Source organism: Okeania sp. SIO2B3 (assembly GCF_010672525.1).
In the GTDB taxonomy this organism is placed as follows: domain Bacteria; phylum Cyanobacteriota; class Cyanobacteriia; order Cyanobacteriales; family Microcoleaceae; genus Okeania.
The window spans coordinates 264,670-289,465 of record NZ_JAAHGH010000001.1; the positions used below are offsets into that span (position 1 = coordinate 264,670).

A 24,796-nucleotide genomic window follows, 5' to 3' on the forward strand; every position below is an offset into this window, starting at 1 on the left:
CGAATTAAACTAACCGAGGAGCAGAAGTATGGCTATACAGTTTGAGTCTCCGCGTCTTGAGGCTGCGGTAGAAAAAGTGTATTCACGGCTGGGGGACTTAGAATTGGGCAAATTAGAGGTCAGAATCCCAGCTCTTGAGTCAGGGGATGTTTCTATGCCAAAATTGGTAGTAGGAGAAGGCGAAATGAAATATGTTCTTTTTGACAATGAGACTGAAATTCAGTACCCTCCAGAATTGCAGCCACAATTCACTCCAGATGAAAGCACTTTTTACTGGCATCAAATCAAGCATCCGGAAAGGTTTTTTCACATTTATGGAGAGTTTGTATCTTTAGGCACACCTCAAATAGCTCCTGCTATACTCAGCACTTATAACGCTGACAATGGCACGTCTTTCGGAGAACGGCCTATCGATAAAATCATAACTCCTATACGAAACTCATCTGGGCAGGATGTTCCTTTGGTTTTTTCTTGCGAGAGTGATTGGGTAAACTCCAGCAATGGAAATGTCGTAACCCATGTAGAACCGTTGTTCGCTGTTTGGCGTAAGAATAGCAAAGAGATAGAGCTGAAGTTTGATAAAGCAACTTATTCCGTACCTTTTGGCACAGGTTTGGTATGGAATATTAAAATGTCTTTTTGGGCTGCAGCTACTCTAGATTTGCCAGATATGGAAGAAGCAGATTAAACCTAGGACTACTAGACATAGATTGAGGGACTCTAGACACGAGAGAAAGATGAGAATATAGAGCGGTAGTAGACTGTCTATCTATAAAACCACAAACGATGTTCAATGCCTGACAATAGTGAGCATAGAGTCAGGCTTTACACGATAACTCAACAAAATGCGATTATTAGTTCCTTATTATTCTCAGCGTGACAATACAGTAGATTGGTGGCGAACTTGTAATGCTTCATCCATGGCAATGTGCGCGCAATACCTCAAGCCTGGATGTATTTCTGGTGATGACGATTACCTCGATCGTCTAGCTGATTATGGCGACACTACAAACCACTCTGCTCATACTGAATTACTGGCTTCATTAGGGATAAACAGTTCTTGGAGAACCGACTTAAGCTATGCAAGCTTGGATGCTCAATTGGAAAGAGGAAAACCTATCCCGATAGGCGTGTTACACAAAGGGACGTTAAATTATCCTAGTGGAGGCCACGTTTGTGTAGTGGTAGGTAAGGAATCAGGGGGTTATCTCTGTCATGATCCTTGGGGGAGAGGTTTTAGTTATGACGATGTTAATGGTAGAGATTGCTATTATCCTTACCAAAGTTTGAATGCTAGATGGCTAGTAGAGGGGCAAAATACTGGATGGGGAAGGATGTTTTAGTAACGTCCTCTATGCCCATCAAAACTTAACCAGGAAGATAATCTCCCTAACTTTGACATTGACTAAAGTGCTGACGGGGGTTGAACCCGCAAATTCCTGCATGAAAGACAGGTGGCTTTACCAATTTGCCTACAGTACCATCTTTTAATTTTAGCAGGAAATTAACTGCGCTCTTGGCCGATTGGGGAGGCAACAAACTCATAATTTGTTTTTAGGTCGGTTCGATTCCGGCAGGGCGTTTTGTCAAAGTTGCGATCGCAATTAGGGTATTATACTACACAATCAAACTGGACAGAAAATAAACTGATTCGAAAAAAATGTACGATATCTTGACCGGGTTTGACTGGGGCAGAACTAATGTCACTTATGGTTTCAATCCCAATCTATCCTCTGAGCTTCAACATTCATTTAACGAAATAGCCTCTGAAATAACGTTAAATTCTCGTTTAACTTTAACCAGAAGCGCTTCCCCTGATATTTTGATTGGGTTTGGCGATACTGAAGGTTTTCTGGGTTTGGCTTATTTTCCTGGAGATTTTCCAATAAGTGGAGATATTTTGTTGTCACCAGATTTGAGTCGGCAACCTGAATTATATCAAGAGTTCGTGGCATGGCATGAGTTCGGTCATGCCCTAAACCCAGAGCATGAAGAAGATCGACAAGACTCAGTGATGGCTATTAACTTAGAAGGACTAGGGGTTGAGGACCTGCCTACTTCTTTTACCAATTATGATTGGTGGGCTTTGGACACCACCTATTACCACGTTTTATGATTCATGACTAGTTAGGGAGATTATCTCCCTAACTTTGAGTGCTAAGAGTGCTAATTAAATTAATGGCAATTATTGTTCTTTCATCCCTAAACTCTTGGTTCTCGAAAATTTTTCAGTAATCCGGTCGCCAATCTTCCCAAGCGGTTAAGCCTTTAGTACATCAGGATATGTCTAGTTTTTGAAAACTGAAGAGAGGGTTAGGGAGTAGGGATTAGTTTGTTGGGGAGGCAATCCCCTAACTTTGAGTGCTAAGAGTGCTAATTAAATTAATGGCAATTATTGTTCTTTCATTCCTAAACTCTTGGCTCTCGAAAATTTTTCAGTAATCCAATTGCCAATCTTCCCAAGCGGTTAAGCCTCTACTACATTAAGATATGTCTAGTTTTTGAAAACTAAAGGGAAGGTTGGGGAGTAGGGATTAGTTTGTTAGGGAGATAATCTCCCTAACTTTGAGTGCTAAGAGTGCTAATTAAATTAATGGCAATTATTAGAGTTGCTGGGAAATAAAAGCTGAAAATTCATCAGAACGTCCTTCTTAATCTTAAATATATTTGAACAATATTCTTAGGATAAAGTATCAATGCAATCTTCATTAATATTACATCTAATATGTGTAAGTCAGTAAAAGCTATTGCGATTCAACTTTTTATTGAGAAGATGTTTCCTGTAGACCTTAATTTTATTAGATGGGAACTGGAATGCTTGAATATTGTTGAAGAAGGAGATATTTGCCGAATTTTAATTAACTGTAAGATTTCTGAATCATTTCTCAATATCTTCAATATATTTATATTGAAGAGAATAAATGTTTTCAAATTTCCTTGTCTTAATTTCAAATTTATTGTACACAAGGATAAAGCTGTTACTGATGCCACTTTAGATATTTATTGTTATGTGTTTTATTATTTAAATTTAATCGACCTTCAAAGATTAAAACTTTTATTCAATAAATGGTTAAAAGATAAAGCTAAGATTCAAATTCCGTAGAGATAAGCTCCCCCATTTTGCGGTCGGGGAAAGGATATTATGCTACTTGCGAGTTTATAATAGACTTGTCGCTTTATAACTTTAAAAAGTTTCAAAACTATTGATGAATAAAAGGTTCTAGTTTTTGAAAACCCAATAGAGGGTTAGGGAGACAGTCCCCCTGACTTTTGAGTACTAAGAGCACTAATTAAATTAACAGCAGCTATTATTTTTATTTTCCTGCTACAGATGTATCGATAAAAGTGCGAAAGTATTAAGAACAAAAGCTTTGATTTAGCAAGGCTTCTGTCCGTTATACAGCTCCGGAGTTTCTTCACGGTGTATATGTATCAATCAAAAGTCAATTTTTCCTTTGACCTTCGTTGTTCGAGGTATTGATAACTCGATGCCGATTCCGGAACCAAACTGATTTGTTGACTCCTATGAGTTGGCAAGCTTCTTTTACGGATTTGCCCTGTTCTATAAACAGAGCGATCGCCTGGAGTTTATCTAAGTTCACAGGTTTTCTTCCGCCCCACTTTTTCCCGGATGCCTTAGCAGCAGCTATTCCAGCCATTTGATTTTCAAGAATAATTTCTCTCTCAAACTCTGCAATTGAGCCTAATATCCCAAAAATCAATCTTCCCATCGCTGAATTTGTGTCTATACCTTCAGTGTGGGATTCAAACGTAATTTTTCTATCTCTCAGTTCTTGGAGAATTTCCAATAACCCGGCTGTAGATCTTCCAAGTCTACTAAGCTTCCAAACTTTCAAAGTATCTCCAGTTTTTAAAAACTTTAAGCATTCTTTGAGTTGTGGCCTTTCGTTGTCTTTGCCTGATTGTTTGTCAGTGAAGATTTTGCCGCAGTCTTTAAGTGATTCCAACTGTAGGTCTAGATTTTGATTCTCGCTGCTAACCCTGGCATATCCAATTTTGGCCATGTGTAAACCAATATTTTTGGGGTAAATTTTTCTACCCCATTGAAGGGGGGTTTTAGTTATAGGGGTAAATTTTCTACCCCATTTGAGTGTTTGACGCTACTTCTAACAAAGCAGTCGCTATGAAGTACACTTCAAAGAGACTATATTTATATAACGAGATTTGAGGGCTTTTAGTAGTCTCTAAATACGGTCGTTTTTGTTAATTGCAAAAAAGTGGGCATTCCCTATGGACTAAGGGCAGTACAAATATACCCACTAACCAATCTCCACCAGGGTCTCCTAAATACTGATAGCCGCCAGAGATTCCTGTGAAGCCCCGGCGGTCAATCTACATTAGGGAGCATCACATTTGAAATTCTAACAAATTTCTTTTTTGTCTTGGATACCCCTGGTTGGTTGGGGGATTGGGTTTTTAGTTTTAAGTGAATTAAAAAAAATAAAAATAAATTTTATCTGCCTTCACCAAGACTCAAAAATTCAATTAAATATCAGCAATCATAATTATTCCTTATCCCCCGGCCATTTCTTAAAATCGATAAGCTAGACTTATGAATAAAGTACTCGTGATTGGACACAAACCTCCTACTCCCCTCAGCCTTCTGGATTGAATAGCAACCCAATCCTTTTTCTGATAAAAGTCGCGATCGCCTAAATTTAACCTTCCTTAGTTGAACACTAGGCTCGTAAATGTTGGGCTTGCTTTCAAACCACCTCCCCTCTTTGTTTCTCCAGTATTTACCGTTTAACTCTGGGTAATCCTCCCCAGACAATGACGCTACATCTAGTGCTTTCCCATGGTAGCGATTCAATCTTTGATTAATATGGATGGATTGCAAAGGGGCACATTTTTTGAAATCCCTGATAGGACTTCCATCACATCTATAGTTATTAGAAAGATGACGCTGGACCGTCTTGGCACAAACACCCCGACGGTCTGCGACTCCTTGATGACTGGCCCCATAACTCAGGAATCCTTCTGAGACTCCTAACTGACAGCCAGAGCGCCAAAGTACCCGCGCCATTTTTGTCGCAGGGATGATTTTCTCTGGTTGTAAGGGCTTTGGGGCTAGCTTCTTGGCTTTTAAGACTTTCTTGATAAGTAATTTTTCCTGGATTTTGGCGATCGCTTCACAATGAGCTGCAAATCTTGATTGTTTTTGAAGGGACTGAAGTTCTATTTCAGTGGAAAGTATTGTTAGTCGGTGGTTTGAAAAATCATCTAGACTAATTTCTGCTACGGGGCCAAAGTCTGTAAGGTTGGCTTGAGATGCTAATCGATGACTAGAGGTATAAAATAATTTGACCCATGCTCCCATCCCTAATATTTGATTTGTGTCGTAATATCGCCACAGTCCCATTTTTTTACCTTCGCATAGCCAGCCTTTGAGAGTTTGGACTGCGAAATTAAGCGATCGCGCAGCACTTTCCAAGCTAAAGATTGCTTGGCCACTACCTCTTTCGTCTATATGTCTGGCATAGAGCCATAGAGCTAGCGGGTTTTTGTAGTGATGGAATAGTCGGGATGGGAATAGTATCATGAGTATTTTGTTAGGGAGATATCTCCCTAACTCTGAGGGGTTAAACTTTGCCTAAATATTTACTTCGTGTAACTATTTCGGTCTTTTCTGTGGGACTTGAGACCACCTCTTTCCTTCTTTCGTATAAGTAGGGATGGCCTTTTATATACTTGATTTCTGTCCAACGGGACTTGCATTTGTCTGAAGTGCTGGAAGTTGCGATCGCAGCTTCTGGTTGAGGCTCCAGCAGCAAGTCTTTGAGGGAGATTATCAATAATTCTATTTCTGGTTTTGACAAGCTTCTTGTTAATAATTTGATTTTTTCTAGGTTTTTATTCACTAGTTAATACCTTGTTTTTGTGGGTTAATATTTGTGGAATTGAGGCTTCTAATAACCACTCGAATAACTACTCAAATAAAGCTTTTTCTGCTTTTACTCGTAGGACGAAAAGTCCCATCGCTAAAGAGTTTTGGTCGAAGTCATCTGATGAGATTACCTGGGCTATGATTTCATTTATATGCCTAGTAATTATTGACCCTAAAATGTATTCGTACTTTTCAAGGGGAGGAAGATTTATTTCTTTTGTTTCTTCTCTTAATCCCATTATTTTTGTGATAGGCCTATAATCTTTGGTAATTTTTGTAAAGGCTATAATATGAATATCTTTTTGATTTACTTTTGCTGAATGAGCGCTGTAAAAGGTAGGTTTAAATCCTATAGTTTTATAAAATCCATCATTGGTATTAGGCACTAATCCTGACTGGCTTTTGAACCTAATAAGTTCGATTATTTCTTCGTGCCAAAATATTAGATTTCCTAAACTTTTTATTGAGATTAAATCTTTTTCGATTCCCATATTGTTTCTAATGGTTGTGTTGGAACAGCTAGGAGGTTAAATATCAAAAACTTTTTCAAGAATGGTTGAGGCTGAGTTGGATAAGTCGGATTGTAATCCTTTCATATATCTCTCTATTTCTTCCTTGGCTTGATTATAATTTTTCTCAGATATTTTCTCGGTTTCTTTGAATATGTATTTAGACAACCTTCCTACTGAGACATTATGTAGTCTACAAAATGATTCGCCGAGCTTATTATCTACTTTTGAGACGAATCTAGCAGTAAATTTTATGTCTATATTGGCCTCGCAAACATATTTATCCCCTCTCTTCTTGATAGTTCTGTTTGTTGTGTTCAACAAATTAATAGAGCAAATAACATACCCAAAGAACTTTTTTCTAAGCCGAACCTCTGTCATTTGTGTACATAAAGCTTGTTCTACTTCTTTGATATAAACATCTGGTATTTGTTTGAAAAAATGTTTAGGCATCTGCCCAAAAAATCTATGTTCTACTGATACTTGGTTTTGCCAATTTAGGGCTTTTAATTGATTTAATATGCTCATCTGTTTGCTTAAGGAATCAAGGTTCTATTTATCGCGTAATTTTTCTCTCTCTTGCTCTGCTATTCTGTTGAACGCCTTTGTATCACCAACTGCTATTTGTGCCATTCTTTCTATTGAGAATTCGTCCAGTAAGTCTATTTCTTTAGTCCTTTCCTTATAGAGTATTTTGAATAGTTCAAATACTTGTCTTCGTTCTTCTTCCTCTGCTGCTGCTTTTTTGGCAGCCTGTGTTGGAAGCACAATGCCTCCTAAAATGCTTACAAAGTTGTCAAAGTTGTTAACTATTAACCTACTAATTTCTGATGAGTCAATAGCTTTTTGTATAGCTTTAGCTATGGCGCTTTCTACTTTAAAAGTGTATGGTTTGATTTTAATTTTCATTTGTTGTTTGTTCCTTGCTCTATCTCATTTGACATTTCTTCCTCGAAGCGATCGACAACTCTAATAGCTTGTTTTGTCATCCACCCAACAGCATATTCTAGGTCTACTTCAGAACATTCATATTTTTCTTTAAAGATGATTTTAAACACCTCAAATATTCTATGTTCTCTGCCGTTTAGGTTGGTGTCTATTCCGCTTTTAACACCTTCCGATACGGCGTTTTTTACTCCCGTAATTTCGTATTCTAGTCCGCTGCAAATTCCTCCTTCAATGGCTTCTTTTATTCCATCGACTGAGTGTTGGGGTAGTTCTATTTCTATTCGTTCCATTTGATTAATTGTTGATTAATTGAGTCATTTTTCCATGAAAAAATCCGACGGTATTAACTACCGTCGGACTTTTATTCTTCTTCGGTGTGATGCTGGGGCGACCCTAATACTTCTTGTTCTAGTGCAACAAGTCTTTCTTCAAATATTTGAGTGAACTGTTTGTTTTCGTCTAGCCTTTGTTCAAGTCTGCCACGATGCGCCCCTACATATTCATAGAAAGCCTCTTTTAACAGTTCCAACTGGCTCGCTAGTTTTTTAGCATGGCCTCCTTCTCTGTTAATGGTGATGGATTTACTTTTTCCCTGACCAACCGTTCCAGCATTTCGCTCCGACTGACCTGCTCCTCCTTCCTTAGTTTGTCCAGGTAGCTCATCGCTGTCTTGGTCAGGGACACACCTGTCTTTACCTTGAGTTCTCCGTACTTCTGATGCTCTGTTTTCATTTCCTCTATTGGTTTTGATACTCATTGTAACACCATCCATGCTTTGTAACACCATTTATACTTTTGACACTAGAGTTATTGAGTTACCATGTTGACATGGTATATTTATTGAGTTACCATGTCAATCATAAGCCAAAGAAAAGGGGGAAGTTAACAGGAGAATCTAACCAACAAAAGCATGACATAACGACTCCTTGGTCGTTCAAGCTGACTTAAAAATTTCTAAATTACTTAATTTATATCCATCTGCCAGGGGCTTACTTCTTGCCAAGTCAGCCCCTTACCTATAAAACAAAATGTTGCCTTGCCAAGTTAAGCAATACTTTCTATTAATCCAAAGTGCTGGAATAAGAACGGCCAACCGATACCGCAAATTAGTTGAATCGGCCACTTATCGCGATCGCAAAAATCCTCTGAGGCCAACTAAGAGGCGATCGCGCAAAGCTAGAAAGGCCATTTATGAAAAACGGTTTAGGGACAAAAAAAGGCGACGCCAATTTGATGATTACCGAAACAAACGTCCAGATTGTAAAAAGAGGTATTAATGACTGAAACAGAAACTGATTACTTAATATCCAAAATCAAAAAAGAACTGCCAAAAATTCTTAAAGATGAGACCCTTAGCGTGAATATTTCCAGTCCTTTCTTTGCAGAAGTGATGGGAGAACACATCAGACAGGCAATTCACGAAAACAAAGCCAATTTACATCATCTTATAGTTGATATTTACAAAGAATTGGTTATAAAAATTTGGCAGTCTGAGCAAGACTTAACATCCGAGGAAATCAAAATTCAATTACAACGTGCTTTTCGGTTTAGCCAGTTAACCGTTGAGGTTTGTCAAGAAAGTTTTAATTCATTAGGAGTTTGAATAATGGTAACAGCAGTACAACAACAATTATTTGACATAGCAACATTTGTCCACAAATCAGAGACAGAATTTGTGGAGAAGCGTCCCCATTTAGGGAAAGTTATTGAATTCAAGGCTGAGACTGGACCTAAGCAGTTATCAATGGAAGAGTTTTTGAGTTCTTTGCCTAAAACAGAGTTGACGGAAAAACGTCGCACTCAATGTCGAGTTCCGGTTGTTAAATCTAACCCTCGACGTAAACAGTTATCGCGGGAAGAGTTTCTGAATTCTTTACCTAAAACAAAATTGACAGAAAAATGTCGCACTCAAACTCAGGTTGTTGAACCTAAGCCTCAGCCTGTCCAGTCATTGGAATTATTAGAAAAGTGCTATACTAATTCCCCATCACTAACTCCTAAACCACGAAAAATTCATAAAATTCAGTGGTATCGAAAATTCTTTTGGCGCAAGCAAATTCCTATTGAAAAAATCCGGGAATGGGGCGGTGGCGACTGTAGGCGCAAAGACACATATATCAAGGCTTACGCTTTTTATCTGGACGTAGTTACAGCTCCCCCTGTGGAAAACTTCAAACCACCTTTCCCTAAACCACCCGCACCACCAATTCCTACTGAACCTGATGAGAATCTTGACGAACCAGAAACAGAAACTTTACCAGGTAAATTCAAGAAAGGCGATCGTATCTACTGCCTGGAGCATGAAAATTTCGGAGAAGTTTCCGGGGTAAGCTTGGATGGCGCTGTTGGCGTCGTTTTGAGTGATGGACGACGAATGTCTGGATTAAATCCAGACCTGCTCGAACCCGAACATTACCACCGGAATGCTTCAGTGGGCGATACGATTAAAATTATTTCTGGTGTTGGTTTGGCAGGCGATCGCCACGGGCAAATAGTTGAAGTAACTAGAATTAACCAATGCGGTGTCTTTTACAACTTTGAGGGCAAAGAATATTGGGAGCAGGAAAGTGGTTATATGAAAGTGGGGGTTGACTGGTGAAAGAATGCCCAATAGGGCTTGATTGCAGTCTTTTTCCTGATAATGTTGTCTATGGCGTTAGTTATTGCATTAATCACTATGAATGCAGACGCTTGGGTGAGGGCTTGCACTTACCTTATGAAGTGTATCCGGGTAGATTAATGGTTTCTATCTACGGTTACTCTGAAAACACCCTAGACGACTTGAAAGAGTGCGGATGGGCTGAAGCTTGGCGTATTCCCTATTCTTTTTCTGAGAAGGAAGATGGTGAAGATTATTCTTGGTTGGAAGTTTATTTTCCTTACGACCCAGACTCGGATGATAATTGCATCATTGAGGCTTATCAGCAGGCAGGCTGGCATGAGCCCGTTGATAATCCTAATTATAGCGATACTTTTATAACAAAGGAGGCTGAAGATAGGGCAAGGAAGGAATTTCCACAACTTCTTCCTGATTTTTGTTCTCGTGTCGATTATTGCGACGACCTTCCTGATGTCGATGGTTGCTACGGCCTTTTTGATGTCGATTTTTACGACGGTCTCGAACTCGACGAAAATGGAACTATTTGTATTATGCCAACTGTCGAATCTTTCCCTTTAGAATTTTTCGGGTTTAAACCAGATGGAAGCGACTCGTTGTAAGTGTTTTCTTTGCAGCGAAGGAGGTAAATTGACTAACTATTATACAAATTCGTTATTATCTCTTAACTCGATAAAAGGTTATCTCCGTATTGATTTTTTAAACTCAAAGCTTTATGAATTTGCTCCTGATGAATATGATTGGATTAAAGGCATATTAGCTTCAGCACCTCACCTATCGAAGGCAGTTAACATGAATCCCGGTGATGTGATATGGATATTTCCGTCAAAGAGGCTTCCAACATCCAGACGAGTTTTTGAGACAGAAGATGGCGAAAAAGAACTGATTTCTATTGCTATTCATACTTCTAGTGAATTAACCACAATAGAACAACATAATACAGAATAAGCCTTGAAAATCAATAAAAATCAACTCATCAAATACTTTGCGCCTAGTGAGTTGATAGATTCTTTCTGCGAAATTTTTGAATAAAATTATTTTGCTAAACTGCTTGACTACCGACCTCAAGTTCGCTAGCATTAAACTACATCAAAGATGGAAAAGGAGGAATGAATTACCACCGCAACACTAAATTAGAAGTGCAAGAACTGATATCAAGAATTTTAGGCAACAATGACTGGATTGAACGCGATGATTTGACTCAATCGCTCAACATTAAAAAATCCCAGTTTTATGCTGATATCACTTTACTTAAAGACTCTTGCTTGCCAGGCTTCAGTTACTTCCCGCGAGACAGTTATCTCGATCGCGAATCGGCAGAAATTATGATTTGTTTCCGCTGGATTGTTGGTAGGTACAGGAGTCGCGGGCAAGGAGTCATCCACGCATTGCCGTTATTAAATGAGGTTAGAAATGTCAACAAACAGCAACAACAACATCCTGGCGACTGTATCGAAGTCAAATCAGTTGCCATCTGATCGTAAAAAACTAGAGTTAACTGAAATTATCGATGATGCTAAACGAACCGCCAGGGAGGACATAATTACATGGGGGCAAGTTTATCAGCATTATTATCAAGAATACAAAGAAGATGCACGGATGATTATTTGTGCAAAATTGCGCAATAATTTGCCTTCCATCGATGGGGATTTGGATGAGTCTATGTTCAACGATTTACCCAGCCCCTCTATGTTCATTTCCCACGCTGAAACTACCACAGGAGGAACGAAGTAATGGGTTTTTTAGCTCAAAGATTGGGTGTAGAGAAATCAGCCAAACAAGATAATAGCTTGGGTAGCGGGAATCACCAAATTAACAGCAATTCAATTATTAATGGCGGCGCTGGGGGTCGATTTTCTCCCACTAATAATCCAGAGTGGGGGAACATTCAATCAGTTCCTACGGTAGATAAAAGTCGTCCGCTTACGCCTTCAGAGGCAAAAGCTTTGACTGCTCACCGAAAGCAGGTGGCCGAACTGAGAAAGTCCAGTCGAATTGGATATCAAGAGTTGCAGCGCATCGATAACCATGAAGCTAAGATTCATGCTTCTTGGGGAAAGTATGTCCAGAACAACGCTAAAACCGGACTAAAGCAAGCCCGAATTAACGCTGGAGTAGGGCGAACTTTGCACAGTTTGCGCCCTGGGTATGCAAAAGCTAATGCTTCATTAGAAAGAGCTGACAATTCAGCTCAAAATCAAATTAATGCTTTAGCTCAACAGATGAATCAACTGTAAATTAATAGTAGGCAAGGTGTCACGCTTGCCTACTAATTTATTCTTAGGAACCGACTATAGAAACATGATACATCGTTTCATTGCCTGTTGCAACATAGGCTTAATTTCCTTTTCTTTTCTTAGTTATCTGGCCAGGATTAATTATGAATTGTTGCCCCCTTTCTTGTCCGCAGCTTTATTAATAATTATTTTAGCTGGATTAATAATTTATCTTGAAAAGAACCCTCTGGTTAGAATCGTTTGTTGGACTATTTTGGGATGTTTAATACTGGGGGGATTGATTCAATGGACGTAAATTTATTGAAGTTTGTCCGACTGAGAGATTCTGTTAAATTGAGCAGGACTTGTTTGCAAGGGACTTGTTTAGGAACTTCAGTTTGCAGCTTTTTTTTATGGCTAATTCCTCCTTTTACAACCCAAAATCATACGATTAGAATAGGTAGTTTGTTCTTGGGTTTTGGGTTAAGCAGTGCTGGTTTAATTTCTTCTCAAAAGCTTCAGCAACATCGGAGTTTATATGAGGCTTTAGACCTTGCGGAAAAGACTGCTTTTAACCAACATTTAGCAGAGTTAACTTATAATCCTCCATTGGCTTGCGAGGAGAGTCAATCTGGGTATTTTTCTGAATATGATGCAACAGATGTGCCAGAGCCTTTGCAGCCAGAAATAGTTCCAGATTGTGGTTCCAGTAACAGTTCCCCAGAATTTTCCGGCAAGCTAATATTGGAAATTAAGAAGGAACTGGAACTTGGAACTAGCGACACTCGCATCATCAAGGAAGTGTTGCATTGCTCTGGGAGGAAGTGGGACGAAGGGAAGGCTAAATTAGCTGAAATTAAGACTTTGATTCAAGATTTAAAAGCTTGATAGCCCTTGGTCAGAAATGGGCTTTTGTTCCCTATGAATTTCTTGGGCTATCAATTAAGAGCGCAGAAGATGAAATGGGCTTTTGTGCCCCAAAAGATTCATGCGCTCTTTTTATAATTATACTTATTTTTATATGCCAAAAGTCTTGGGTTTTGATGTTTGTAGAGGAAAGATAGTTTGTTGCTTGTTAGACAAGAGACCCCAAAAAGTCAGCAAGTATTATTTGGAAAATAATAAATATTATCACATTGAAAATAATCAATCAGGAGTAGAACTGTTGAAAGTCTTATCTCCTGATTTTGCGGTAGGTGAACCTACGGGGATTAAGTATTTAAAATTCTGGGAAAAATGGTTGGCAAAAATTGGCTGTGAAGTTTCTTTAATTCCTAATCAAGCTCTTCCTTCTTACAGACAATTTTTAGGTTTGCCAGACAAAGATGATGAGGCTGATGCTTTGGCGTTGGCTTGTTATTGGTTCGATTATTCTGATAACCCTAGAAAGTTTGTTTCGCGGAAGGACTCTGATATTAATGTTTTGAGAGAGTTGATTTTTCGTAGGATATTCCATGAAGAATCAGCTACCAAATATATCAATGTAGTTCATCAAGATTTAGGTTATGAATTTCCCGAAGTTTCTACAGTTAAATCGCCAAGGAGAATTTTGAAATCTCCTGCTGTTTTTTGGCGCTGGTTAGCAGATCCTGAAATAGAGTTGAGTCGATATGACGATTTATATGCAGATTCCTGTGGATTTGGTTTGTCAGTTTTTACTGAATTTAATGCTGATATTGTTTGCCGACTTGGCGAGCATTGTAAAATTATCGAACAACAGATTGATAGGATTTTATTAAAAAATAAGTTTACTGAGTATATTGAAGTTTTTGAAGAATTTGGATTTGGATTGCCTCATCAGGCAATTTTGTTGTCTCAACTTTACCCATTAGAGAGATTTTATGGCCCAGACGGAAAACCGGAGGTAATTTATTCTGTTGGCAAAAATTCTGGAAAGCTAACCAAGAAGCCTTTGAGTTTACGTAGAGTTAGAAAAATTTTAGGTGTTGCCCCTACTCGTGATTGGAGTGGGGGGAAGCGGAGGCATAAAAAAGGCGGAAGCGATTTATGCAGATTAAGCTTGTGGCAGTGGAGTTTTGTTAGGATTGAGCCTGAGCGATCGAGATTAAAAAATGAAGTAGGGGATTATTTGCACGGTATTTATTTGAGCGAGAAACAATCGGGTAAACCGATCGCTAAAGTTAGGCGGAAAGTGTGGGCCAAGGCTGTGGAAATTATGTTTAATAAATTAGTAGATGCACTAAGATGAAATTCACTACCTTCATCATCAAACCGCCCCTGTTGAGCTAATGATGCTACCTGAAGGCTACATTTTAAAAATTAATTGTCGATTAGCCAATGAATCTCAAAAATTAGCTGCGAAAAGTGAGCGGTATGTTCGTTTTGACAAAGAATATATCAAGTACCGAGTGACTCAACTCTTATCAAAGATAACGTCGGGAGATAAGGTAAGTGTCCTTGCTTCTCTAATCGCAGAAATAGAGACTCTCAAAGCTGCTTCGCCTGTAGAGAAAATAGAGGAGAAAAATGAGATCGAAAACGAACAAGTATAATGCCAAGAGAGTTGTATTGCACGGCATTAAATTCGACTCCATTTATGAGAGTCAAGTCTATGAAAAGCTTTGCTCTTTAGTAAACAAGGCGTTTATCAGCCCTCATGCTAGAGCTGCTTATTTAGGAAATGACACTCTAAATAGCAGGGAACTTTGTATCTCCAATACAAGTTGGAGGGTGGACTTTTTGGTGCGACGCAAGACAGATACTAGAGTATTTGCTTTGGAGGCTAAAGGTAGGTTCCTCCAGAGTGACAAGTTCAAGTTCTTGCTCTGGCAGTTATACCAGGACATCCCTCTTCTGGTGGTTCATTTGAACGATAAAAAGCCAAGAGGGTTTCACTCTAGCGGACTTGTTCATTTTATATCTTGGCGTCATTTTAGCCTGATGTCGCAAGTCGATTTGGTCGAACTATTGCAGCTAATTCGCGATCGCTCTAGATGATTACTAATCAAATCAAAAGAGACATCAACCTTCTTTTGTTAATAGAAGAGCTACAATTTCTTTGTGGCTTAACCCCAGAAGAGTTTGACGTCTTCTGCCCTCCGCGTTATCGATGGGGAAGTAAGGAGAAATTTTCCTTACTTCCGAAAAAGCGCTTAACTCTACGCGAGAGAAGCTCGGTTAGAAAACTAAAAGATAATAGGTACTTGGTTATAAATGTGCCCCACTACCAGTCAGGTTGCATTTATGTAGTCTTCCCGGATGAAGGTATGTTTCCAGTGTTCTCTGCAATTGCGAATATCTTAAATGCCCAATTGGAGAACGCGACTATTGAAGTATCTTTAGATAGTGAAGAGTGGAGGGAATGGCTGTTGCTCGTGGAGACAAACCCTTCGCTTCCATTCAGTACCGCGTTTCGCAAGCTCTTAGCGAGCGAAGCTCAAGGCCTGCTTACAGAAATTTAGGACAAGAATATGTCAAATTACAAGAATTACGACGGCAAAATTGCATCCAAGCTCACTGATGAAAAAATACAAACTTTTGAGCTTGGAGTTAAGTATGGCACGACTAAGCTACAAGCCGGAGAGGACGATAAGATTCTCAAAGGAATATGCAAGGTTGAAATCAAGGATAACGCCATTGTCCTTCTCGGTTACTTTGAATTAGATTCTTTCAATTTCTGCAAAAACATACCTGACGGCAAGGATTCAGAAGGAAAAACAAAGTGGAAGAAGGAGCCAGTTCCTGTTGACGCTGGAAAAATCCATTGCATTATCATTCCAAGCGAGATTTACGGAAAGGAAGTTACAGACTTTTCTGTATTCAAAGTAGTCTTTGAGAAGATACTGTCATCATCAGGTGACATTAAAGTCTTCGATCTTCAATTTCCTTTACACTCTTTATACTATGATGAGTACTACAAATCCGAGCTTAAGCTACATGGAGATCCTAGCTTTAATACTCCAGACATAGACTGGCAGGCACTCACTGTCAGTAAAGGAAGCCGACCTCCGCGGATCATCATTACTGAGGCGACTGGTGATAAGGCTCAAGAAATTTTATCTTCATCTCCTCCAGACGTTTCGGCTAGTAGCAAAAAAAATTATAGCTATGGCGAGTCTACAACTGAGAAACTTAAGTCCAGGCTGGAGTTCTTGAAATCTAATTCGTCAGGTATCAAGGAAGTAGCTGAAGGATTGGGCGTGGAGATAGGAATTGTCTTACGAGCGTTGATGTCATAAGCAGTTTTCCTTTTATATAAGTCTTTTCTGCAAGTAATTACTTGCATAAAAGAAAAAACAAGACAAAACAAAATGGAGAAGTAATGAATAACATTTGGGCAGAGAATTTAGAGAGGAACAAGAAAGCTATTGATTCCTCTGAGGCAAGAGTTGTTAAAGTCCTAGAAAGGATTAAATGGGTTAATCCCGAAATGCACAAAAAGCATGAGGCTATCTACTGTGGTTATTTTCTTGAAGGAGAACCGCTACTTGAAGATCAGCGGTTGATATACTCTTCAGAGCTAGGATTTAAAGTCGTTGAAGCTAGAGATATTGTTGCTTTTCAAAAATGTGACACCTCCAAGGGTGAAGAAAATCTAGAATTAATTTCAAAGACAGTTTCTCAACCAAAAGTACGAAAAAAAGGAAAATTCTCAAGAGAAGATACACGAGACCAGTATACTGAATACTGTGACCCAAGTAATCCTATCGCACTTCAGCTAGAAGAGTTGATCTGTAATTTGACCACTATTTCAAACCCAGAAATAGTGATGCCAGTCTTGATATCGACATTAATGATACCATCTGCGCTGTGTAGCAACTATCTTATTACCGTTTTCTGGGGTAAGTCAGGTACTGGCAAGTCATCTGCTCTAAGGTTAGCAAGCGAAATGTATGATTGCCCTACTCTGTCTTCTACAGCGACCTACGCTGGAATCAGGAACCATATAGAAAGCTGTCGCATCTCTGTAGACGACAATGGTGAAGAGTCAGAAGAGAACATCATTATTTGTATAGATGATTGCAGCGAGAACACTTTCAAGGAGGAAAAAATCTATACCCTCTTAAAAACAGGAACTTCTATTTCTAATGCAAAAACTGCAATCAGCAGCGCCGAAACTGGTAAAAACCAATCTTTCAACTCAGCGTGTCCAAAAGCCGTAAGCACTTGCGATCCTTTCTGGACACTCCCTGAATTTCACGAAATCCGAAGGAGGATAATAATAATTCCTACAGAAAAAGAAAATCGAGATTTCGTTGATAAAGAAATGCTGGTTTTCAATGAGGGAAGCGACTTCCCTCTAGCAGACGTGATTCGTAATTTTTGGCTTGAGAAGCAAAAAGAATTCAAAATCCTCCTAAAAAGACTTCGTGGTGAGGAAAAGGAGTTGATTGCTTCTATGGCGGTAGTCTATGACATGGAAATCCCTGCTGCTAAGGACAAGGTAAAAGAATATAGGAAATATATTAAATCTATACTATTCAAGCCCGATCCTAAGCACTCGTACATCAACCAATACCTCGAAAGGAAAGAGGCAGAAGCTATGAGGACTAACGAAAAAAGGAAGAAGGATGGAGATGAACTTTTAGTAGCAGTGATTATCCCTGCTGCTACCATCAGGCAGGAATTTAAACAGGGAGTTGAAAATGGAGTTTTTGATTCCATCAATACTCAAACTATTTCTCAAATAATGAGAGAAAAGTGCTATGAGCTGAAAAACCTTTCGGGGTCTTGGTATTGGGTGAAACCTTTCGCATAAGACGTACTTTCTTTGGTTAAGTTGGTGCTAACAGGGTTCCAAGGAACCCTGTTAGACACTTACTAAGTGTCATCCCAAGTACTTTACGATTTTAAAATGGCACCAAAATTACCTAATATCAGAGGAGAAAGCGACTTCCCTCTAATCCCTAATATTGATCTAAGTTCACTGGAAAGCATTGAGGTGATATCTCAATGGGAGCCTTATCAACCTTTTTGCGTCACAGACGTTGCACATACAATAAATCATTATTACACCTTTATTTGCGAGATATCAAGGGACTCAAAACCTCACTCGATCTCATCGAGGGCTGTAAAAATCATTGAATCCCTTTCTATAAGGGCATCCTATCTAGGGTCTCTAGACCTAGCGTCGTCTATTTCTGCTAAAGCCCTTGTCGTCAGGCGGATAAAAGAAAGTCTGATAGCCCAATCCTTCATTGCTAACCTGATGCGCCAGGATGCGACCAAAGAGATGAAAATTCTTTCTCTAAGAGAAGATCGATTCTTCTCTAGTTAGGAAGATCAACTCCAAAAATGTTAATCAGACACGCACTAAGTGCTGTTGAAGAAAAATGATAACTACGAGGTTTATGGTTAAAGCAATAATATTCGGTGCCCTTGTGGCTGCTTTGTACGTACAGACACTGCTGATTATATCGTTTCTGATTGAGCACAATTAGCCAAAATGACAAGAATGGTAAAAAACAAAAATACAGACTATTGGGGGACTCCCTGTGAAATCAAAACGCTCATCAAGAATGTATTAGGGGAGATAAATATCGATCCTTGCGCTGAAGATTTGCTAACTAAGAACATCTGGGCAAATCAGTATTTCACCGTCAAGACTGACGGACTGACAAAAGATTGGGTTGGTAAAATTTACATGAACCCTCCTTACTCCAACCCTGCTCCATGGGTAGAAAAATTCTTCTTTGAATACGAAAAAGGGAATATGAAAGAGGGGATAGGGCTACTTCCTGCCTCTACCGATACTCGATGGTTTGGAGAGGTATGGAAGCGATCGCGAGCTATCTGCTTTTGGTATGGCAGGATTAAATTCTTGGATATATTAGATGGATACGAGGAGAAATATCCGGCAGCTAAAGGGAGTGTTTTTGTCTATTGTGGAAGCGACGAACAAAAATTCAATCAAATTTTTTGCCCTTTTGGAGAAATTATCTCTCGGAACAAAATAATTATGCCTATCAATCATTCTCAAAAATGGCCTCGACGAAAGGGGAACGAAATAACTTCTGCAAAGCTGACAGAAAAAGATGTTAGGGCAATCAGGAGGTGTCTCTATACGCCCTCGAAAGAACTTGCTGATTACTACAAAGTGTCTGTAACAACTATAGATCGTGTAAAAGCCAGAAAGTCGTGGAAGCACGTCAAATAGCGTCAACCACTCAATATATAGAGAAGTTAAGCTTAACTTCTCTCTTTTTATTCCTTTTGCCAATTAAAACACTCATGCAGCATACAATTATTCACGAAGACCCATTCATCTTTCTCGCTGAAATGCCTAGGAGTCGCTTAACTCTAGAAGACGGAAAGCTCCTAAGGAGAACTTCTTTCGCAATAAAATTTTTGCAGGAACTGCCTCCTTTGCACCCATTCATTATTCATTCACAAGAAGAAATCTTGATCTGCATCTTAGATAGTTATGGGGTCAGAAAGAGAGATGTCGAGATGATTCCATCGAAGGTCTTTGTAGAGCTTGATCTCTGTCCCGCCGTGATTGAAATTGATTGTTCACTAACCCTGATGGTATATATCCTGGGTAGTATATCTGGCAAAACCTCTCAAGAGGAGGTTAACGAGATAGTTTCCCAGGCTGCAAGCTTTAAAGCTTGCAGTGATTTTCTAAAATGCAACAAGGCAGTTGAGAAACGTTATATTTCAACCGAAATAAAAATATGAATAGTCACGGCTGAAAACGACTATTCCGCTGAATGAAGGCGCGTGTTGAACTTTATACTATAAATTACTTATATAATTTATAGTATAAATAAAATATCACTCAATAACGTCAACATAAGTGAAGAAAAGAAACCCTTCACCACATCCTAGGCCAATAGTAACCGCACTCATTGCAGTAATAATTGCAATGAGTTTCGTTTTCTATATCTGTGCTACCGCACCTAGGACAGACAATTCTATTCCCAAAAAGTAAATCCACAATTCTTGCAAGTATATTCATTATCAGTCTCTAATATTTCAACGATATTTCCGCACATTGGGCACTCAAGGATACATTCATCTTCGATACTGTCATGCTCCCCCTCGCCACTATTCAAAGTCTGTTTTTGTCCTGACTCTTCTATACCCTTTAGATTCACTCCATTCCTCCAGATTGATTAAGCGTATCTGTATGTTTCTGGCTGTATTCTCATAAGAAAAAAAGAGTTCCTCTGTCTCTTTGACTTCTCGATTAAGATCGGATACCACTTCCTCTATCTTCTTTATTTGCTCAGAATTTGCTCTCATCTTAGCATACAGCACTCCGATTTGAAATACAGTAGTCATAACTCCCCCAAATAAAGCAATTAAGACTCCTACTATTTCCCAGTCGATTGTTCTCATACATTGACTCCGTATCCAAATATTAAAAACGTAACAAAAGAGGAGCAGGAGTCTCTGTTATAGTTAATATGCTTTTCCTCTCAAACCTCCTCCCATAGTCTTAAATAGTATGTATTTAAACCCACCCAACGTGCAGGCTCAAATACAATCTGCCAATAATTGTCGATATATTGACTGAATGATGACGCCGATATTAGTTGTCTGTACTCCAGCCAAACTTTTTTGTAAGAAAGGAGAACAGGAGCCAATTCCCCTGCTAAAATTCCACAATTTCCTGCGAATTTCCAAGTGGGTCGCCCTTCTGTAGTAACCTGAAGGAGAATAGTGTTCTTCCCTTTAGCAATCAGGGGACTGCCATAGCTCTCTTCAGTCAATTCGGCTTCATCTTTGATTATCCACATTACGGCCCTGAGATATCTATTTTTGTGAGATTGTCTGTATAGTCTCCAGGTGGACGAGCAATACTAGATTTTTCCACCCAATAAAGGAGAGGGATCTCGGTCGGGTCTGCGAATTTACTCAGCCAAGTCCCAAAAGCGGCTATAGAAACAGCGTCCGGTACCCTCATTCCTATTTTCTTGATATATCCAGTCTTCTTCACTCCTTTCACCGTTTGATCGACAGGGGACTTGACTCTTACAATGAAGCGTTTCCCTACTATTTGCTTATTTTTGATGCGAGTCTCATCCATGTTTTTCGTATTAGCCTTGTTTGACGTGTTAGTCGGTGTCGAACCTTCGTCCCCTTCTTCTGTCGCCTTATTTATTCGAGGGACGTACACTTTCGCTGTATCAGCTACAGCAACTCTTGTGTTAGCAGCCGTTAGGTCCGCGTCTGTCTGGATCTTTAAGGCGTGGGCAAGGTTGTGAGGTACTGATACAGGGATATAGTATCCTGTCCCTGTAGTAGATATAAGAATTTTGCTTGTGATAGGGAGAGATTTATCCAGCCTCCCTTCGTTAATTTCCTCAAGCTCTGCTTTCGTATTCCCAGTCCCGGCGTTTCCATCAGCGTTCAGCCCCTTCGGATCGACAGCAGGACTATTCTGCTTCTCCTTCTGGGTTGGTCTTTCTGTTGCCATTTATCCTCTTAAAAATATATTCACTATAAATATATATCTTCTAAACCAGCTCAGGCGACGATTAGAGCAAATAAACCAGTGCTCTAATATTAGAGCATTGCCATTCTAATCGATAGAGCTTTTGAACGCTTCATTTAGGAGGAAGTCGAAGTTAACGGGCTTCGACTTTTCTCCAAAATTAAATCTCCTAGTTATGTTTTGCTTAGACTCCGCTATTAAGCCCTGATTTTGATATTTTGTCGCTCTTTCATAATTTCTGACATAAAAATGGCTAAGATACATAGGCTGATGTTTCCGTGGCTTCCATCTGGGAGTGATCTCGCCGTCTAGCTCGCTATAGTATGGAGTCCCTACTGCTTCGACTTCAGTTATCTTTAATAGCACTTCAGATAGCCTAAATGCTTCTTTTTTTGAATTCCCTCTGCAAACTATTTTTCTTCCGTTCTTCAAATCTCGGCTGACAGTAACATTGCCATCAGTAAAGGCGCTAGGCCTAAAAGATGTTTCTAAAAGCTCCCAGGTGAATTTGGAGCGATCGACATTAGGTATCTTAGGGCAATGCCTTGCAAGCGTCTTCCTATTCTCCTTTCCCCAAGGGGTATCTAGAGTGGAGTAGAATACAAGCTCTATCTCAATACCATTACTACTGATAACAGGCTGGTCGTCATTCGTTACCGATACATTTCCTATGTCTCTATTGTCAAGGAGTACTTGATTGGCGTTAATTGATATAACCTGGTTCCTTAGTTCGTCAGGAGTTCCATGGAGATAGACCCTTTCGCTTTGATTACGGTTAGGTTCATAAATGACTGTTTGAGGACTTGCTTGATTAATTGATTGTAACTGCAATTGATCCCATAGATAAGTCATATTAAAAGCGGTATCCCAGAAAGCGTCAGTGAATTCCTCTTTGAATTCCTCAATATTGTTTTGGAGTTGATCGTCTTTTATCGCTTCTATCTTTTGATTCAAAGCTTCAGAGAAAGACCATTCTGAAGCTTCCTTCTCCCCCCATTGATCTATTATCTTAGGGTCGATGCCAACATTTTTTGATATTTCCCTCAACACAGGATCTTTGTACGCTTTTCTAATGAAAGCGCGAGTATTTTTGAAAGCAGCAAGAAAGCCAGCGTTCACTGAACTCTGAGCCATTAGGAGTAACAACTGCTGTGTATCACTTAATATCTCAGCGAAGTAGTCGTCAGCCGTGTTGATTAGTAGTAATTTAGCAGCGACCGGATTTATATAGAAAGCTAAAGCGCCCCCTATCCCGATCGCAGTAATTGAACCTATTTGTTTCCCCAACACTCCGAATACTCTTGTCTGAATAGAGTTGAATAATCCTTCTATTTGCTTATCTATCTGCTCATCTGAGATTTGAAAGTTGAATTCCCATATATAGTCGAATCCTTCCTTGAACCAGTCAAGAATATTTGTTGCAGTGAATTCGATGCTAGCCAAAGCCGTCTTCAACCCTGAAGTTAGGAACCCTAATAAACTTCCTACTCCGCGAACGATAGATGCCAAAAAACCAAGTTCAGTTTGGGTTTGAATACTCGTCGATTGAATGGTTCTCAAGCCTTCGCTATTACCGGTTATAGCCTGCCTGACTTGGATGCCTGAAAATGAATCCCTTGTTAAATTAAATGCCATTGTTTTTAATTATATATTCACTATTTTGTTCTAAGAATTAATACCCCCCTAGTGTGAAAGTCTGCGTTCCGGTGTCGTATTGGGTGATAATACATCCCTGACCTCCATCATTGATAGTACTGGAGGTAAAATGAATAAAACCAGGGGTATTGTGAGGGGTTATTCTAAATTCACCGCCATTAGGTGGTAACGAAGCTACACAAGTACTGTCTTTAATCCTGCCAATCATTGAGGCTATTTCGTCTCCTCCTACGTTCCAACTTTCAACGATAGCTAAAGGAGATAGTTCAGACAAAATTTTGATTAAATCAAAATAAAAAACTAGGATGGGGCGAACTTCAGCCCCAATAACTTCTCCTGCCGAATTCTTAAGTTTTCTTTTAGAGGTCTTATCCATGTCGAGAAAGGTTGTGTCAATATCAACCTTAAAAGTGTATTCTTTTCCTGGTTGATAGCAGGAAAGGCCAGCTAGTTTATGCCCTGTTACGCCTTGATCACTGTCAATACTTTGTGCGAGTATATATTCCCAATCGGAATATATACTTTGCAAGAAAGATAGTGGCAAGTCTTGCCCAAGCTTTGCCCCTGTCCCAACCCATTTCTTAATTTTTAGTGGAATTTCCATATCTCCTCCTGTATCGTCTAAACTCATATCATCTCCTCCTCCAAACAGGAGATATATATCGTCCAATTTGTTAAACACTTGCAGTAAAGCATTTCTGATTCCTGTCATCTCAGCGATCGACTTAGTATCGTCAATCTTGAAATCACTGAAGTTCGTTATTTTTACTGGAGCATTTCCTCCCATATTTTACCCCTCTCCTTCTTTTTATCCAAGAATGTCTTTCTTTATTTATGTGTTTTAGTATAAAATTTTTTTATCTTGAGTGGATACACTCTTGCAAAATTTCATTTATGCAAGTAATTACTTGTATAAGTTATATAAGAAACAGAAGTACACGAGTATCAAAAAGAGAAAATCATGGCAGGGTTATTAAATTCTAGTGGAACAACCATAACTAGATTAGAATCCTCCACGTTGAAGAGCGATCTCATTATCGTGGAGGACGAAATTATCGGTCTTTTTGATGGATTGAGCGACTACAAAGTCGGCATCATATTTGCGGTTGTAGATATAAGACTGCAAGTGAATTTAGCTAGTCTAAACTTAGCTACGGTTCCAGTCATTAGACCAGAGGACAGCAGCGCACGTAAAGTGAAACAAACAATTACGTCAGAATTAGCCAGTGAAAGACTAGGCATAGAACTTAAAGTAAATGAAAAATCAATATTAAGGAAGAGAATTGTTAATTACGGAAAATCAAACACAATTCCTTTGATGTCAAAAATAAGTGGGACAGCAAAATATCTAGGAAGAGGAGACATCCTTTCCGCTTCCTTGGTGGACTTAGGATATGGATTGACGCTAGGTGATGACTATATCGATATTGCCTGTGATTATTTGATAGAATTAAGCGGGTTCAAGATAAACAACGATCTCACTGTGAAGTTTGAAAATGAATAATTTAGACGAGGTAAATAGCGTCAATTCTGCTTCCA

36 protein-coding genes and 2 tRNA genes are annotated in these 24,796 nt (G+C 39.2%); 23 read left to right on the forward strand and 15 right to left on the reverse strand.

The genetic code is table 11. The annotated features are described in order from the left end of the window. Window positions 1-28: 28 nt before the first annotated feature. Together F6K15_RS00980 and F6K15_RS00985 are read left to right on the forward strand one after the other, a co-directional pair. Window positions 29-688 carry a hypothetical protein gene (locus tag F6K15_RS00980; RefSeq protein ID WP_293055986.1) on the forward strand — a complete coding sequence of 220 codons (660 nt, stop codon included), beginning with the start codon at window positions 29-31 and terminating at the stop codon, window positions 686-688. Between the two features lie 157 nt (window positions 689-845). Further along, window positions 846-1,343 (forward strand): C39 family peptidase, encoded by a 498-nt coding sequence (locus F6K15_RS00985; protein ID WP_293055989.1) that lies wholly within the window; start codon window positions 846-848, stop codon window positions 1,341-1,343. Window positions 1,344-1,408: 65 nt separating this feature from the next. Here F6K15_RS00985 and F6K15_RS00990 read toward each other — a convergent pair. Then, a tRNA-Glu gene (locus F6K15_RS00990) sits at window positions 1,409-1,482 on the reverse strand. Window positions 1,483-1,510: 28 nt separating this feature from the next. Here F6K15_RS00990 and F6K15_RS00995 point away from each other — a divergent pair. From F6K15_RS00995 to F6K15_RS01005, 3 genes are all read left to right on the forward strand, one after another. After that, window positions 1,511-1,583, forward strand: a tRNA-Met gene (locus tag F6K15_RS00995). A 77-nt stretch (window positions 1,584-1,660) separates the two neighbouring features. Beyond that, the gene (locus F6K15_RS01000; protein ID WP_293055992.1) at window positions 1,661-2,116 is read left to right on the forward strand and encodes a hypothetical protein; all 456 of its coding nucleotides are present in this window, start codon (window positions 1,661-1,663) and stop codon (window positions 2,114-2,116) included. A 609-nt stretch (window positions 2,117-2,725) separates the two neighbouring features. Then, the gene (locus tag F6K15_RS01005) at window positions 2,726-3,103 is read left to right on the forward strand and encodes a hypothetical protein (protein WP_293055994.1); all 378 of its coding nucleotides are present in this window, start codon (window positions 2,726-2,728) and stop codon (window positions 3,101-3,103) included. A gap of 340 nt (window positions 3,104-3,443) precedes the next feature. Here the strand turns inward: F6K15_RS01005 and F6K15_RS01010 are convergent, their stop codons facing one another. The 9 genes from F6K15_RS01010 to F6K15_RS38020 form a co-directional block, all read right to left on the reverse strand. Further along, complete coding sequence (locus F6K15_RS01010) at window positions 3,444-4,025, reverse strand: recombinase family protein (protein ID WP_293055997.1); 582 nt, start codon at window positions 4,023-4,025, stop codon at window positions 3,444-3,446. A 488-nt stretch (window positions 4,026-4,513) separates the two neighbouring features. Then, a complete protein-coding gene (locus F6K15_RS01015) occupies window positions 4,514-5,563 on the reverse strand; it encodes a hypothetical protein (RefSeq protein WP_293055999.1) in 1,050 nt (349 codons plus the stop codon). 40 nt (window positions 5,564-5,603) lie between these two features. Next, on the reverse strand, window positions 5,604-5,882 hold the full coding sequence (locus tag F6K15_RS01020) for a hypothetical protein (protein ID WP_293056002.1): 279 nt from the start codon (window positions 5,880-5,882) through the stop codon (window positions 5,604-5,606). A 67-nt stretch (window positions 5,883-5,949) separates the two neighbouring features. Further along, entirely contained in the window at window positions 5,950-6,399 is a 450-nt protein-coding gene (locus tag F6K15_RS01025) for a hypothetical protein (protein WP_293056005.1), read from the reverse strand. 36 nt (window positions 6,400-6,435) lie between these two features. Further along, a complete protein-coding gene (locus F6K15_RS01030) occupies window positions 6,436-6,945 on the reverse strand; it encodes a hypothetical protein (protein WP_293056007.1) in 510 nt (169 codons plus the stop codon). Between the two features lie 24 nt (window positions 6,946-6,969). Beyond that, window positions 6,970-7,326, reverse strand: coding sequence for a hypothetical protein (locus tag F6K15_RS01035; RefSeq protein WP_293056010.1), 357 nt, complete (start codon window positions 7,324-7,326; stop codon window positions 6,970-6,972). Continuing rightward, complete coding sequence (locus F6K15_RS01040; protein ID WP_293056012.1) at window positions 7,323-7,655, reverse strand: hypothetical protein; 333 nt, start codon at window positions 7,653-7,655, stop codon at window positions 7,323-7,325. Before F6K15_RS01040 ends, F6K15_RS01035 begins: the two co-directional genes overlap by 4 nt. A gap of 71 nt (window positions 7,656-7,726) precedes the next feature. Continuing rightward, a complete protein-coding gene (locus F6K15_RS38015) occupies window positions 7,727-7,894 on the reverse strand; it encodes a hypothetical protein (RefSeq protein ID WP_363267050.1) in 168 nt (55 codons plus the stop codon). Window positions 7,895-7,902: 8 nt separating this feature from the next. Further along, window positions 7,903-8,097, reverse strand: coding sequence for a ribbon-helix-helix protein, CopG family (locus F6K15_RS38020; RefSeq protein ID WP_363267053.1), 195 nt, complete (start codon window positions 8,095-8,097; stop codon window positions 7,903-7,905). A 296-nt stretch (window positions 8,098-8,393) separates the two neighbouring features. Here F6K15_RS38020 and F6K15_RS01050 point away from each other — a divergent pair, with 296 nt between their 5' ends. The 17 genes from F6K15_RS01050 (at window position 8,394) to F6K15_RS01130 (ending at window position 19,839) form a co-directional block, all read left to right on the forward strand. Continuing rightward, window positions 8,394-8,642 (forward strand): hypothetical protein, encoded by a 249-nt coding sequence (locus F6K15_RS01050; protein WP_293056018.1) that lies wholly within the window; start codon window positions 8,394-8,396, stop codon window positions 8,640-8,642. Continuing rightward, on the forward strand, window positions 8,642-8,968 hold the full coding sequence (locus F6K15_RS01055; protein ID WP_293056020.1) for a hypothetical protein: 327 nt from the start codon (window positions 8,642-8,644) through the stop codon (window positions 8,966-8,968). The genes F6K15_RS01050 and F6K15_RS01055 overlap by 1 nt, the downstream gene beginning before the upstream one ends. Window positions 8,969-8,971: 3 nt before the next feature. Next, window positions 8,972-9,964 (forward strand): hypothetical protein, encoded by a 993-nt coding sequence (locus F6K15_RS01060; protein ID WP_293056022.1) that lies wholly within the window; start codon window positions 8,972-8,974, stop codon window positions 9,962-9,964. 122 nt (window positions 9,965-10,086) lie between these two features. Next, the gene (locus tag F6K15_RS01065) at window positions 10,087-10,584 is read left to right on the forward strand and encodes a hypothetical protein (RefSeq protein ID WP_293056025.1); all 498 of its coding nucleotides are present in this window, start codon (window positions 10,087-10,089) and stop codon (window positions 10,582-10,584) included. A gap of 28 nt (window positions 10,585-10,612) precedes the next feature. Continuing rightward, the gene (locus F6K15_RS01070; protein ID WP_293056026.1) at window positions 10,613-10,930 is read left to right on the forward strand and encodes a hypothetical protein; all 318 of its coding nucleotides are present in this window, start codon (window positions 10,613-10,615) and stop codon (window positions 10,928-10,930) included. A 161-nt stretch (window positions 10,931-11,091) separates the two neighbouring features. Further along, a complete protein-coding gene (locus F6K15_RS01075) occupies window positions 11,092-11,460 on the forward strand; it encodes a hypothetical protein (RefSeq protein ID WP_293056028.1) in 369 nt (122 codons plus the stop codon). Then, on the forward strand, window positions 11,450-11,716 hold the full coding sequence (locus F6K15_RS01080) for a hypothetical protein (RefSeq protein WP_293056031.1): 267 nt from the start codon (window positions 11,450-11,452) through the stop codon (window positions 11,714-11,716). Before F6K15_RS01075 ends, F6K15_RS01080 begins: the two co-directional genes overlap by 11 nt. Next, the gene (locus tag F6K15_RS01085) at window positions 11,716-12,219 is read left to right on the forward strand and encodes a hypothetical protein (RefSeq protein ID WP_293056033.1); all 504 of its coding nucleotides are present in this window, start codon (window positions 11,716-11,718) and stop codon (window positions 12,217-12,219) included. Before F6K15_RS01080 ends, F6K15_RS01085 begins: the two co-directional genes overlap by 1 nt. A gap of 285 nt (window positions 12,220-12,504) precedes the next feature. Continuing rightward, a complete protein-coding gene (locus F6K15_RS01090) occupies window positions 12,505-13,086 on the forward strand; it encodes a hypothetical protein (RefSeq protein WP_293056035.1) in 582 nt (193 codons plus the stop codon). A gap of 133 nt (window positions 13,087-13,219) precedes the next feature. Continuing rightward, window positions 13,220-14,407, forward strand: a complete 1,188-nt coding sequence (locus tag F6K15_RS01095; protein WP_293056037.1) for an IS110 family transposase — start codon at window positions 13,220-13,222, stop codon at window positions 14,405-14,407. A gap of 40 nt (window positions 14,408-14,447) precedes the next feature. Continuing rightward, entirely contained in the window at window positions 14,448-14,711 is a 264-nt protein-coding gene (locus tag F6K15_RS01100; protein WP_293056040.1) for a hypothetical protein, read from the forward strand. After that, window positions 14,686-15,156 (forward strand): DUF1064 domain-containing protein, encoded by a 471-nt coding sequence (locus F6K15_RS01105; RefSeq protein WP_293056043.1) that lies wholly within the window; start codon window positions 14,686-14,688, stop codon window positions 15,154-15,156. The genes F6K15_RS01100 and F6K15_RS01105 overlap by 26 nt, the downstream gene beginning before the upstream one ends. Beyond that, a complete protein-coding gene (locus F6K15_RS01110) occupies window positions 15,153-15,620 on the forward strand; it encodes a hypothetical protein (RefSeq protein WP_293056045.1) in 468 nt (155 codons plus the stop codon). Before F6K15_RS01105 ends, F6K15_RS01110 begins: the two co-directional genes overlap by 4 nt. Window positions 15,621-15,629: 9 nt before the next feature. Beyond that, window positions 15,630-16,397 carry a hypothetical protein gene (locus F6K15_RS01115; RefSeq protein WP_293056047.1) on the forward strand — a complete coding sequence of 256 codons (768 nt, stop codon included), beginning with the start codon at window positions 15,630-15,632 and terminating at the stop codon, window positions 16,395-16,397. Window positions 16,398-16,480: 83 nt separating this feature from the next. After that, entirely contained in the window at window positions 16,481-17,917 is a 1,437-nt protein-coding gene (locus F6K15_RS01120) for a hypothetical protein (RefSeq protein WP_293056049.1), read from the forward strand. Between the two features lie 696 nt (window positions 17,918-18,613). Continuing rightward, window positions 18,614-19,315, forward strand: coding sequence for a DNA N-6-adenine-methyltransferase (locus tag F6K15_RS01125; RefSeq protein ID WP_293056051.1), 702 nt, complete (start codon window positions 18,614-18,616; stop codon window positions 19,313-19,315). Next, on the forward strand, window positions 19,297-19,839 hold the full coding sequence (locus tag F6K15_RS01130; protein WP_293056053.1) for a hypothetical protein: 543 nt from the start codon (window positions 19,297-19,299) through the stop codon (window positions 19,837-19,839). Before F6K15_RS01125 ends, F6K15_RS01130 begins: the two co-directional genes overlap by 19 nt. A 369-nt stretch (window positions 19,840-20,208) precedes the next feature. Here the strand turns inward: F6K15_RS01130 and F6K15_RS01135 are convergent, their stop codons facing one another. The 5 genes from F6K15_RS01135 to F6K15_RS01155 all read right to left on the reverse strand — a co-directional run bounded on the left by F6K15_RS01135 (window position 20,209) and on the right by F6K15_RS01155 (window position 24,044). After that, window positions 20,209-20,502, reverse strand: coding sequence for a hypothetical protein (locus F6K15_RS01135; protein ID WP_293056056.1), 294 nt, complete (start codon window positions 20,500-20,502; stop codon window positions 20,209-20,211). A gap of 80 nt (window positions 20,503-20,582) precedes the next feature. Continuing rightward, complete coding sequence (locus F6K15_RS01140) at window positions 20,583-20,903, reverse strand: hypothetical protein (RefSeq protein ID WP_293056058.1); 321 nt, start codon at window positions 20,901-20,903, stop codon at window positions 20,583-20,585. After that, a complete protein-coding gene (locus tag F6K15_RS01145) occupies window positions 20,903-21,583 on the reverse strand; it encodes a hypothetical protein (RefSeq protein ID WP_293056060.1) in 681 nt (226 codons plus the stop codon). The genes F6K15_RS01140 and F6K15_RS01145 overlap by 1 nt, the downstream gene beginning before the upstream one ends. A gap of 105 nt (window positions 21,584-21,688) precedes the next feature. Then, on the reverse strand, window positions 21,689-23,236 hold the full coding sequence (locus tag F6K15_RS01150; RefSeq protein WP_293056063.1) for a hypothetical protein: 1,548 nt from the start codon (window positions 23,234-23,236) through the stop codon (window positions 21,689-21,691). A 37-nt stretch (window positions 23,237-23,273) separates the two neighbouring features. Continuing rightward, complete coding sequence (locus F6K15_RS01155) at window positions 23,274-24,044, reverse strand: hypothetical protein (RefSeq protein WP_293056065.1); 771 nt, start codon at window positions 24,042-24,044, stop codon at window positions 23,274-23,276. 174 nt (window positions 24,045-24,218) lie between these two features. Here F6K15_RS01155 and F6K15_RS01160 point away from each other — a divergent pair, with 174 nt between their 5' ends. Then, window positions 24,219-24,761, forward strand: coding sequence for a hypothetical protein (locus F6K15_RS01160; RefSeq protein ID WP_293056068.1), 543 nt, complete (start codon window positions 24,219-24,221; stop codon window positions 24,759-24,761). Window positions 24,762-24,796 lie beyond the last annotated feature (35 nt).